We start from the raw sequence: 10589 nt of genomic DNA, 5'->3' as shown, positions 1-10589 counted from the left end.
AAAACCTTAGGATTACGAATTTCGTAAATTACGAATCCTTAGAATTACGAATCCTGAGGATTACAGATCTTTCCTCCCCTATTCTGTATATAGGGGAGGACTTTTTTGAGGGGTAAATCCAAACCATATTTGCTTGCTGCGGATCTTCCTTTGATGCCGCACCCATGGGTGCGGCTGATAGGATATTCCAAAACAGGTTGCCCTATTTTGGAGAGCGTGGTTTGACCCTCAAATTCACATTGTTTTTTCTCGCGCTGGCATTCTTTGTCCCGGCATCAGCAGCCGGCAGTTTGCCGGGCGCGCTTTTTCAGCTGCCTTCGCATGATTGCCTTCATAAACCCTTGAGGGGCACACCTGAACAAAGGCTTGAGTTTCGCCAGTGCCTGGATCATGCATCCAGAGTTTTCTCAATATCACCTTCAATACTCGTATCCATAAAGCGTGCTGAGTCAGGCTTGGATCTCGATCCTAGCGTTACCAATCACAACACGGATGGGACAACCGATCTTTCGCTGATGCAGGTCAACTACGAAGTCTGGAGCGAAGAGCTCAGGCGCATCGGCATCTCTCTGCCTAGAGAGGCCTACCACGATGTATGCAACAACTTGATGCTGTCTGGCTGGATCTTGCGCCGGCACTTGGATCGCTTTGGCGGTGATGCTTTTGAAGCCGTTGGGCGCTACCACAGCGGTACCCCTCACTTGAAACGGATATACCAAACACGTCTTGCTGAGCAGGCGCGCCACGTTGTGGCCGGCTGTAGTCAATGACTTTACGGGAGAAACCTTATGGAGCTTGTGATTGCGGAAAAACCAAAAATGGCCAAGGCAATAGCCAAAGCACTTGGCAAGGCCGTTTTTGACCGGGAGGTTGGGTACTACACATCCGGCAACTTTTATGTTGTGCCGCTTCAGGGGCATATCCTGGAAACGCTGGAGCCGGATGAGTACGATGATCGTTACAAAAAGTGGAATGTGGCGGATCTTCCCATTGCACCCAATCCCTGGAAGCTGAAAGCTAACAAGGAAAGTCGGGGTGCTCAGAAAATCAAAGCCATCAAGATGCTGGCTCCCAAGGTGAGCGCTATCATCCATGCCGGTGACCCGGACAACGAGGGGCAGCTTCTGGTGGATGAGGTGATTCAGCACATGAGCATCAAGCTGCCGGTCAAGCGCGTGCTTTGCGCTGACTTGACCAGTCGCGCCATTCAAAAGTCATTTGAGAAGCTTGAATCCAATAGTGATAAAAAATTCCGCGGCATGCATGATCGCGCCCTGGCGCGCCAGCGGGGTGACTGGCTGCTTGGGATGAACCTGACTCGTTTTTACACCGTTACGGGCAAGCAAGCAGGTCTCGATCAGGTGCTCTCCTATGGGCGCGTCCAGACTGCGGTTCTTGGACTGGTTGCCAGACGCTGCCTGGAGATCAAAAACTTCAAGCCTCACGACTATTTTGATGTGCGAGGCTGCTTTGACTTTAATGGCAAGCCCTTTACAGCAGGCTGGAAGCCCCTGGATGACACAACAACGGATTTCGACACTGAGGGTCGCCTAATCAAGCGATCTACTGCCGAGAGTCTCCAGCAGCGCCTGAAGGGGCAGCCCGGTGTCATTGCCCGATTTGACAGCAGTCGCAAGAAAAAGCGCCAGCCCTTGCCTTACACACTATCTGAGCTGCAGGGGGAGGGTAACCGGCGATTTGGATTAACCATGCAGGAAACCCTGGAGATTGCCCAGCAGTTGTATGACCAGCACGAACTGACCACCTACCCCCGCTCTGATGTGGCGCACCTGCCGGAAGACCAGCATCAGGATGCACCCTTGATTTTGGATGTGGTTGCCAAAAATGTACCGGGACTTGCCGAAATTGCCAGCAAGGCGAATCCATCCATCAAAAGTCATGCCTGGAACACCAAAAAGGTCAAAGGTCACTATGGGATCATCCCTACCGGCAAGGCTGCCTCGGGTGTGATTGCAGGCTTATCAAGGGAGGCAAGAGGACTGTACGAATCCATCTGCAAGCGCTATCTGGCACAGTTCTATCCTGAAGCTGAGTTTGATGAAACCCAGGTAGAGGTGCGCAGCCCTGATGATCAGGGTGAGCGTTTTACCGTCACCGGACGGGTGCCGGTCGACAAGCTGTCATGGGAGATCGTATATGGCCGTGGCGGTGAGTCCGAAGAAGATGAGGGGGAGTCCGACAAGGAGAGTCAGAGCAATCTTCCTGCCATGAAGATTGGCGATCAAGTTCAGGTTGTGGATGTTCTGATTCAGGACAAAATCACCAAACCACCAAAGCCCTTTACGGATGACACACTCAACAAGGCGATGAACAACATCCATCCCTACCTAACTCGGGACGACCTTAAAAAGGCCATGAAGGATGCTGGTGGCATTGGCACAGAGGCCACTCGCGGCGATATTGTCGACAAGCTTTTTAAGCGCAAATACTTTGAGCGCAAAAAGAAAGAGATCTGGACAACCGCTCTGGGCGAACAGTATTACTCCATCTTGCCTGCTGAAGTGAGCAGTCCGGATATGGCTGGTATTTTTGAACTCTCTGCACGAGCGGTTGAGGATGGCAATCTGACCGTGGAGGCTTTTGAGGCCAAAACATTGGATTTTATTCGCCGCCAGATGGAGCAACGCGAAAATCTGTTGAGTCATATCGCAGGGCTGGAGATCGTCAAGAAAGCGGCAGCCAATAAAAAGCCCTGTGAAAACTGCAACAGCCCCATGGATCGACGCAAAGGTAAGAGTGGCTATTTCTGGATCTGTGCAGGCTGTGACTCACTCTACGGTGATGAGAATGGCAGTCCTGGCTCGTGCTTCAAGGGTACGCTTGCTGAGGCACACAACAAAGCCAAGGCTCAGCAAAAAGCTGCCGATCTTAAAGATGCGCCCACCTGCGAGAAGTGCGAGTCACCATTACGGCGCATCGAATCCAAAAAGAAAAAGGGTAGCTTCTTTTTTGGCTGCAGCAATCGTGAGTGCAATCGTCTTTATAGCGATGAAAATGGCAAGCCTGGGGCTTGTTTTTCGGAAGCCAAAAAGTAGCAAAGTATTGGGGAATTCCAAGTGTCAAGGGTATGGCTAGTCTGTAAAAACCAGTAAGAAAACCCGATTGGAGTTCCCCATGAAAAAAAAGACCGGTTTTGTTTTATCAACCATAGGCTTAAGCCTGGCATTGGCGCTGGCTTCAAGTTCCGTTATGGCGCAAACCTCGGCAGCGCATCAGCGCAGTTCCTCTGCGAATGCGTTTGATCGTTTGGATGCCCAAACACAGCTAGCACCTGTTAATAATCGTGCGATTAATGCCTCTAGCTCCAGAACAGTTTCTGCGCCAGCACCGGTTGTTCAGCGTGATCAAACCGTGAGCAACCAGAATACGGGGTCTGATTTTGATCAGTACAGGCGCAAACAGGGAGCAGAATTTAACCAGTTTCAAACAACCCGAACCCCGCCTGCAGTGCAGCAGCGTCAGACCTACAGTCAGACAAGACCTGCACATCAAGCACCTATTGCGCGTCAGTCCCAGGTCACGCGTCAGCGCTCACATAGCACACCAGACTGTGACTGCTCCCCGCCCTAAGCGCTCAAGCGCCACGGGCGAGGCTTCCAACTTCTCAGGCAGCAACTGGTGCGTGACCAGATTAACGCTTGCCTCCATTGGCAGAGACCGACAGCCCTGCGGCCTTAACTTCAAGCATTTTGCTTTGTTTTTTTGTCTCGACAGTACCGCTTGGTTTTCGTCAGTCACTATTCGAGACTCTTGATGATGCTGTATAGAATACCAGCTGTTAGTTACTACCTGCAACCCATGACTGCTACGCAGTCATCCGCTTATATCCCCGCCCGATTGGGCGAGGGTTTACGCGGGTTTTGCTAACAGTCGGAGCATGATTGGCATGGGTGCGGAGGTTAGGGTGGGCACTATTCCGCAAACAACTCGCGCTGCACCGCGCCCCCTGCCTGTCGAGACACGGATGGGAAGTGTGCAACCTGAGTCGCAGTATCGTACATTAAGTCCGCAGGAATCAAGGCAGCAAAACATGGAGTCAAGGCAGCGCATGAACGCAGCGCAACGCCACGCTGCAGCCGGCAACACTCAGTCTGCCAGGGCTCCAGCTCCAGGCGAAAATCCAGCGTTTGATCGCTTTCGACAGCAACAAATGCAGGCAAGGTGAGCGAATAACTGAAATCATTGATCTACAACAAAAAACCGCTCTTGGAGCGGTTTTTTGTTGTTCAGCATTCAGCATTCAGCAGCTGGCATGATGCCGCGGCATTTTTTTTGTACCAGTAAACCAAATGCGCTTCATTTTTACATACCACCCAAGAATACCCTGAGTTCCCTTGTGTCGGATCTTGATGCGAATACTCAGCAGCACCAAAAACAAAGTGACCAGCAACAGGGTGCTGCTGAGCGTATAGATACCGGCCACCAGCGGAATTGCAATCCATGAATCAAAGAAAATGAATTTCGTTGGGTTTTGATGGCCGTCCATTTCAAAGTTTTCGAGCAACTCCTCAAGCGTGTAATGGCGACGCTCAATGGAGTCATCTTTACCACGGGTATTTCCTGAGATGGCCATCTGTCTGGAACCGCCTTTAGATTAGGTTTAGGTGCTTCGACGCTTATGGAGAGGGCGCTTGCCTGCATCAAATCGCCACTGATCAGCATCGCTGATCTGCGATGGATTGCTTTCGAGCGCCATATTCCAAAACTCTACCAGATGATCATCACTCATGGATTGCATCATCAGGCACATTTGATTGACATCTTGATCAGGCTGCTGGCCAACCTTGGCATAACTCATAATTGTTTCATATTTACGATGAAAAACAATTTCGTAGGACTCTTTGGCTTGAGACTTCTCAGGAAGCAGGCGATTAATCCTTTCAAATAATGCAGGATAATCCACATGCAGTTTAGGTAAGTATTCAGGATGCCTTAAATACCAGCGAACAAGACTGGCCACTATAATTTTGTCTGCCGGTTGCATGGGTTCATCTTTGTTGACCACTTCGTACCAGCCGCGCTGTGTGGACAGGCCGAGAGCACCCAGCAGGATGCCGATAGTCAAATTGGATAGATTTTTCAGTGACTCGATGTGTGTGCTGCGAATACTTTCGCTGGATGGAATGACCTCTCCAGGAAAGTCAATGGCGTTCGGGGCGTCGGACTGGGATGATGCTGATACTGCGTTTGGCTTGGGGCTAAAAGACATAATGACTACTCCGATATTGCGACACTGTAATTAATTACAGTATCAGGGGTGTTGAGTAAAACCGTGTATTCGACTAATATTGTATACAGATTACCCTAAAATGTCCAGCTTTAGGATAACCTGTAAGATACGCGCAGCTAATTTTGGCTGAAGCGCATTGTCTTACGACTACGCCCGAAGGTTGGTCGGGCTGTCCTTATATTAAAATTGGGAGCTACTGTATGAGCCCTGTCGATTTAGAGCTGCGAAAAAATACTCAAAAAATCAAGGGATCACCCACCTTGACTTTTGATCATCAAGAGATGCTCGAAAAAAATAAATTTGAGCGCATGTACATGCCTGCGCTTGCTGGCTACATCTTCTGGAGAGAGGCATCAGAGCTTAACTATGATGCGAAGACCAACAAGCTTCATCTGTCAGGTCAGCAGACTGTACCTCCTGGGCTTGATCTGCCTGAAGGCTTGTACCTGGTGCTTGCGCAGACTCATGGGAAAGTCCTGAGTAACATGGCTCGTAGTGCGCACCATGACGAGATTAATACGATCCGGTTATCGGGATCAATGACCATACAGATGCAGTCTAGTGCTGAGGACTTGCCGTTTCATGCCTGGAAGTCCCCTTTGCATTCAGGGGTTGCCTACCTGGGGGCCGGTAAATTTCCACGGGAGCTTTTGAATGAGCTGCGTGAGCGCTGGAGTGTAGCCTCGCCTTACCTGCATTTACACAGACACCCGGAGCTACATGAAGAGGTGGCTCGCCATCTGGCTCTTATGCATCAGACTCAGGTCAAGATGGTGATTTGGGTCATGGATATTCCCGGGGTGGGGGAGGTGCCAATATGCAGGATTTTTGACCGAGAGCTCTTGCAATTGCGCATTGATGATCCGTTAGCCACCAGTGTCAATCCACCAGAAATTGAGCTGCCTGGAGCGGAGTGGCGCGGCTGGAAATGGTAAAGCAGGCCGAAAAAGAAGAGAAGCCTCCCAAGTGGAGGTTTTTTTTCGACTGCATTCAGTGAAACCGCAAGTCGAGAGCTTTTCGCTAGAGTAGGAGGTAAACCTTAACGCTTTATCGGTCATAGGCGCCTTTTATGTTAAAACTTAGCACTCTCAAGACAAAGGTTCATCAGGTTCGTACCGGTATTCTAGCTGCCGCCCTCTCTGTCGCTGTTCTTTCCCCCGCGCTATCTGTCAATCATGCGAATGCTTCAGCGACCACTCTGATCCCAACCCAGGCTGCTCAACTAGGTACAACCATCAAGGTGATACAAGAGTACGCAAGCATGGTTGAGCAATGGAATAACAACATATCTGCCTTTTTGGATAAATATGGGTTGAGCGATTGGATTCAGATCCGCTTTGGCTTTCATCATTTACGCAACGAGGAACTATATTACAATGAAGGCATTGCTGTTCGGCTCGTGACCGGCGTCATTGATCCAGGTACGGGCGCAAGAAGTAATGTCGGTCTCCACAATCGCTCTATGCTAAGCATTATTGTCGATCCAAATGGACAGATGATCGGCGCGCAAATAGAGAAAATCCTGCCGCCGCCACATCCGCCACTCAGCGGTGAGCTGACCGAAGAAGATCTTGAAACAATTCGCAATCATGCTCGACTGCTTGCCATGGAAACCTATACCGAGCCAGTCCCCAATAATCAGCTGAATACAGCGGCAGGCATTGAATACGAATTATCCAGGATTTCGTATATCCAACAGCAGCTTTTGGCTCAAGACTCAATAAAGCAATATCCATTACATGCTGGAATGCTGCGTGGTCAGGCTGATAAAGCCATGACTATCTCCAAGGCAGCGGAGAACGACAGTACCAACCCGGCAACACTCTTATCGCTACAGGCATTGGCTCAATCCGAGTTGAACGGTTATACCTCTCTGGCATTACTGGAGTCCAGTCTGCGTCAGGAGCGCATTCTTGGTGCTTTGCTTGCCATTCATGCAAAAGAGCACCATCTTCACAATGTTGATGCGTTGATGCAGGCGGAGTTTGGTCGATGAGATCGGTTCTACTGTCATTTGCCTGGGCGTGTGTCGCTGCTGTTCTGATTGTAGTGCCTGCCCAGGCAGGCGCTCAGACAACCACAGTGGGCGGCGGTTCAGTCGGTGTTGGTGCAGGGGCATCCGTAAGCCATCAGCAGCAGATCGGCAATTCATCGGTCAATATGGGGGTAGGGGCATCTGCCTCAGTGGAAATTTGCATGCCATCCTTCCAGATTCCCGTGATTCCAGACCTTCAAATAGATATTACGGTCCCGCGAATACCGGACTTTTATTTGGAGATCAGTCTTGCTGATCCAAGGATGTTGTTTTGGTTGCAGATTTTTGATTACAAAGCCTGGCTTGCCGCACTGATCGCATCGCTAGAGGCGAGGCTTAAAGCAGAAGTCTGCACGATCTTGCAAGAAGTCCGAATGAATGCAGAGGATACTTACAGCTCCTTGAGATCTGGTGCATTCGAAACCTTGATGCCGCGAGAGTTCATATCAAGTACCGCAGAATCTCTTGGAGGGAGGGCTCAGCCTGTTGAGGCGAGGGCGGCAGCTTCGCTGGGGAAGCGCTTAGAACGCGATTTCAGCAAGCGATCCATCGATCTAACAGAACAGATCTATAAAGACATGGAGTCGTTGATCTCGAATCCGATCAATAAAATGTTTTACCCGACAGATGTTGCGATGCAGGAATTGCGGAGGCGCTATATATGCGAACTTGAAGCTCAGTTTTGCGGCTATAGCGATGAATGTTTTCCGAGGCAGCCTATTGACCGAAGATTGGCTGACCTTGAGGATTATATGCTCAGCATGGAGATAGAGCTTGCAGATATATCCAGTATTTTAAACAACGCAATAAATGCAGCGGCTCAAATGATCCAGGATATGATTGATGATTTGTTCGGTCAGGTGATGGCAAGCGTTGCAACACTTTACTATCCGATGTGTGTTTATACACCAGTCTACTGCTTTTGTTATGATCTTTTTACTCACCTTCCGATTAACGACAAGCTTGAAGAAGCTTACGGTAAAATATCTGACAGGTTGTGGGAGGAGGCAGATAAGCTAACCTTGGAACCGATACCTAATGTTGTCAGGGTGGAACATAGAGCCCTTACATCAAGAACAAAGGTTGCACTTGAGCATCGAAGGAACTTTATTGGCACCCTGCCTCCAGCGGAGCTCTATGATCATGTTACCGATACCCAGAGGGCGGCCAGGGAGTTGCGTGAAGCAAGAAAAGTATTGGATCGCCTCGATATTGAGGTGGAGAAGCTGGTGCCTTATGTTCAGCCAGAAGATGCCCCTGATTATGCTGACAGATTTAGCCCTGGTCATGATCAGCCAGAAGCCTTTCCATGGCTACCAGAGAGCAACACTGAAATAGCTTCTGCTTTCGAGATCACAATTCACCGTATGTTCGAGCAGTCCAGGTTTTCAATGAAAGAGTATCTAGGTGGCGTTGCTGTGCGGATGCTGGCTCAAGAAATGGAGTGGTCTGAAAGCGCACGAGCCACCCTAACCGCGATGACTGAATCAGTGGGTGATTCAAATAGAACGGGAAACATGAAGCAGGAGCTTTTGGCGCAGCGGGTGATTTTGGATATTGAGCGCAAACTTTTGGAATCAAGCTTGCGACAGGAGGTTTTATTAAGCCTTTTGATTATTACAAAGCGGGGGCAGATGTGATCTCACTCAGAAAGAAGCTGATCGCCTTTGCCGCTGCGTTAATGCTGTTGCAACCGGTCGGCACTGTCCAGCGGGCAGAAGCGGTATGCATGACAATTGATCCTTTTGTTGTCATGTTTGATTATCGTGACATGTGGCTCGAGCTCAAAGCGTGGCTTGATGCCTTGAAGGATATTAATCTTTTATATCAGATCAACATCAATATCCGCATTCCTTGCCCTGGAGAGCCCGGCTTTGAGGAAACAATGGCTGATCTGGCCGTGATCGGCAATCAGATACCGAGCTCATGGATGACGGTTGAAACAGTGACACCGGACTTTAATCACCCAATCCTTTCTGGCGGGGTTTCCGGTAGCGCTGGTGGCGGCCCTCTTGATCTGTTGACAGCACCGGAACAGCTGATGCGTGAGGGCGGTCGAGCCCTGGATTGGCTTGGTTCTCTAGAAGCAGCCTACGGAGATGGTGCTGTCGGCGTGGGTGCCATGGGGGCTAATCCACTATGGCTTACCGGCAATGAAGCAACCCAGGTCAATGAGCTTGTTTTTGATTTTCCTAAGGGACTTCATCAGGAGCCTGGGTTCGGCTGGGTACCGGGTGATCAAGTGGTGATAAAAATGACACTCGATGCTCCCACTGTTTATGAGCGGGATGCGGAATTAAACGAATCCTTGCAAAAGACTTACACCCTTGAGCAAACAAAAAGCATCGCCGAAAACAAGGCGCTTGAGTACAGGATATTTTTAGCAGGCAAAACAGAACAACAACTACTGAGCCTCCTAAGCAGAGCTCAGGCAGGTGACGATGCTGCATTAAGAGAGGTGGAGGACACTTACCACTCTACAAGCTATGCACACCAGCAAATCATCAACGGCCAGCGCTATGAGCAAGTGGATGCAGCCATCGACCGAGAAATCTTGATAATGGCTCGTCAGCACCTGCGTGGACTGGTCAATATTAACGATCTTTGGTATATCCAGCAGGCTTCCCGTCAACAATCCAAGCTGCAGCGCTTAACAGAATCAAGTATTGAGGAGCTGTATTACGATCCTAATATGGATCAGATGGCTGGCTTTTTTGCAGGCAATTCATCTGAGCAAGATATTGACCTATTGAGGCATGGTTACCCGCTGCTCACTGTGCTGCGCCATGACCTGATATTTTTAAGGGATAATCCTCATTTAAAAACCGGGGAATTCCTGATGAATGGCATGGGACAACCTCATGAAGCTGTTCGGATTGCGAACATCTTGCTTGGCAGGACACTGGATCTGCCCCAGGTTGTTAATCTGCATCCTGATGCTCCCGAAGAGCTGCAGGTAAAAGGGTGGAATGCGGTAATAATGAATAATGTTCTCAGGGATGGCCTGACGCGCATGGTGATGGCAAGACCCTACCTGGTGACTATGGAAAGGAAAAGCCTTGAGGCTAGTGTGGATCGCATTGATGATACCGCTATAGCGGATCTTCATTTGATGCGTGTTCGGGCTGAGCTAGAGCAGCATTCGCTACGTCAACACTTGCTGGAATCACAGCTGCGCCGTGAACAACTCTTGGGTATTTACATGACCCTGGATCTACAGGGTGACGTAGCCCCCTATCTGGATTTTGATCCAGACAACTGGCAACCCTAAGGGGAATAGTCGATCAGCCCGAACCTGGCAGC

9 protein-coding genes are annotated in these 10589 nt (G+C 49.8%); 7 read left to right on the top strand and 2 right to left on the bottom strand.

Features of this window, described 5'->3' with window-relative positions:
• Positions 1-221: 221 nt before the first annotated feature.
• The 3 genes from IBX50_RS06070 to IBX50_RS06060 all read left to right on the top strand — a co-directional run bounded on the left by IBX50_RS06070 (position 222) and on the right by IBX50_RS06060 (position 3591).
• Complete coding sequence (locus IBX50_RS06070; RefSeq protein ID WP_292254238.1) at positions 222-770, top strand: lytic transglycosylase domain-containing protein; 549 nt, start codon at positions 222-224, stop codon at positions 768-770.
• An 18-nt stretch (positions 771-788) separates the two neighbouring features.
• Positions 789-3056 (top strand): DNA topoisomerase 3, encoded by a 2268-nt coding sequence (locus IBX50_RS06065; protein WP_292254236.1) that lies wholly within the window; start codon positions 789-791, stop codon positions 3054-3056.
• 79 nt (positions 3057-3135) lie between these two features.
• Positions 3136-3591 (top strand): hypothetical protein, encoded by a 456-nt coding sequence (locus tag IBX50_RS06060; RefSeq protein WP_292254235.1) that lies wholly within the window; start codon positions 3136-3138, stop codon positions 3589-3591.
• 670 nt (positions 3592-4261) lie between these two features.
• On the opposite strand, the gene IBX50_RS06055 is transcribed toward IBX50_RS06060, so the two are convergent.
• Together IBX50_RS06055 and IBX50_RS06050 are read right to left on the bottom strand one after the other, a co-directional pair.
• Entirely contained in the window at positions 4262-4594 is a 333-nt protein-coding gene (locus IBX50_RS06055) for a hypothetical protein (protein ID WP_292254234.1), read from the bottom strand.
• A gap of 27 nt (positions 4595-4621) precedes the next feature.
• Positions 4622-5230: a hypothetical protein gene (locus tag IBX50_RS06050; RefSeq protein ID WP_292254233.1), complete on the bottom strand. Its 609-nt coding sequence runs from the start codon at positions 5228-5230 to the stop codon at positions 4622-4624.
• 221 nt (positions 5231-5451) lie between these two features.
• On the opposite strand from IBX50_RS06050, the gene IBX50_RS06045 reads away from it, so the two are divergent.
• From IBX50_RS06045 to IBX50_RS06030, 4 genes are all read left to right on the top strand, one after another.
• Entirely contained in the window at positions 5452-6186 is a 735-nt protein-coding gene (locus IBX50_RS06045) for a hypothetical protein (RefSeq protein ID WP_292254232.1), read from the top strand.
• Positions 6187-6320: 134 nt separating this feature from the next.
• Entirely contained in the window at positions 6321-7247 is a 927-nt protein-coding gene (locus IBX50_RS06040; RefSeq protein ID WP_292254231.1) for a hypothetical protein, read from the top strand.
• Positions 7244-8926, top strand: coding sequence for a hypothetical protein (locus IBX50_RS06035; RefSeq protein WP_292254230.1), 1683 nt, complete (start codon positions 7244-7246; stop codon positions 8924-8926). The genes IBX50_RS06040 and IBX50_RS06035 overlap by 4 nt, the downstream gene beginning before the upstream one ends.
• Before the next feature lie 89 nt (positions 8927-9015).
• On the top strand, positions 9016-10557 hold the full coding sequence (locus tag IBX50_RS06030; RefSeq protein ID WP_292254229.1) for a hypothetical protein: 1542 nt from the start codon (positions 9016-9018) through the stop codon (positions 10555-10557).
• Positions 10558-10589: the final 32 nt, after the last annotated feature.

It is taken from the genome of Marinospirillum sp., from assembly GCF_014859565.1.
This window is presented reverse-complemented; position numbering and strand designations above follow the sequence as displayed.

Bases quoted from the DNA above. Each gene is read 5' to 3' on its own strand.
- IBX50_RS06050 (WP_292254233.1), bottom strand. From the start codon at position 5,230: ATGTCTTTTAGCCCCAAGCCAAACGCAGTATCAGCATCATCCCAGTCC.
- IBX50_RS06065 (WP_292254236.1), top strand. From the start codon at position 789: ATGGAGCTTGTGATTGCGGAAAAACCAAAAATGGCCAAGGCAATAGCC.
- IBX50_RS06060 (WP_292254235.1), top strand. From the start codon at position 3,136: ATGAAAAAAAAGACCGGTTTTGTTTTATCAACCATAGGCTTAAGCCTG.
- IBX50_RS06030 (WP_292254229.1), top strand. From the start codon at position 9,016: ATGACAATTGATCCTTTTGTTGTCATGTTTGATTATCGTGACATGTGG.
- IBX50_RS06040 (WP_292254231.1), top strand. From the start codon at position 6,321: ATGTTAAAACTTAGCACTCTCAAGACAAAGGTTCATCAGGTTCGTACC.
- IBX50_RS06035 (WP_292254230.1), top strand. From the start codon at position 7,244: ATGAGATCGGTTCTACTGTCATTTGCCTGGGCGTGTGTCGCTGCTGTT.
- IBX50_RS06045 (WP_292254232.1), top strand. From the start codon at position 5,452: ATGAGCCCTGTCGATTTAGAGCTGCGAAAAAATACTCAAAAAATCAAG.
- IBX50_RS06055 (WP_292254234.1), bottom strand. From the start codon at position 4,594: ATGGCCATCTCAGGAAATACCCGTGGTAAAGATGACTCCATTGAGCGT.